Here is a 530-nt window from a genome sequence, read left to right on the forward strand (position 1 = left end):
TATAAGATCAGGTGTATTAGGCAAGATTCTCTCCATCAAATCACAACAAGTCTGGTTAATGAGTTCGATGTGATTGCGATTGAGGATTTGAATGTCAAAGGTATGGTTAAGAACAGGCGGCTATCAAGAGCTATCAGTGACTTGGGTTTCTTTGAGTTTAAGCGACAGCTTATCTACAAAGCCACTGAGCAAGGCAAGGTTGTGAAATCAGTCGGACCCTTCTACCCAAGCTCAAAAACCTGTTCAAACTGCAATCATATCCTTGGTAAAGATGAGCTAACATTGAAAATGCGTGAGTGGTTGTGCCCTAACTGTCAGGTTTCTCATGACCGTGACCTCAACGCCAGCATCAATATTTTAAATAACGCGACTGTTATTTTAACAGCTGCATAATCCTGTTTATTGGACGGTGAGTTCCATCGCCAATTAAAAAAGTCTGTGGAGTCGTGGTCAGTCTAAATCTCAAATGAGAAATAGCGCGTGACAATGAAGCAGAAAGAAAACGTCAAACCTATCTAATAGTCAATATT

General features: G+C 40.6%; 1 protein-coding gene. It reads left to right on the top strand.

All coding sequences use genetic code 11. The annotated features are described in order from the left end of the window. Positions 1-393: RNA-guided endonuclease InsQ/TnpB family protein (locus JMX98_RS14020; protein ID WP_227680202.1), on the top strand; the 393-nt coding region annotated here is incomplete at its 5' end. Positions 394-530: the final 137 nt, after the last annotated feature.

The organism is Psychrobacter sp. HII-4 (assembly GCF_904846595.1).
Taxonomy (GTDB): Bacteria; Pseudomonadota; Gammaproteobacteria; order Pseudomonadales; family Moraxellaceae; genus Psychrobacter; species Psychrobacter celer.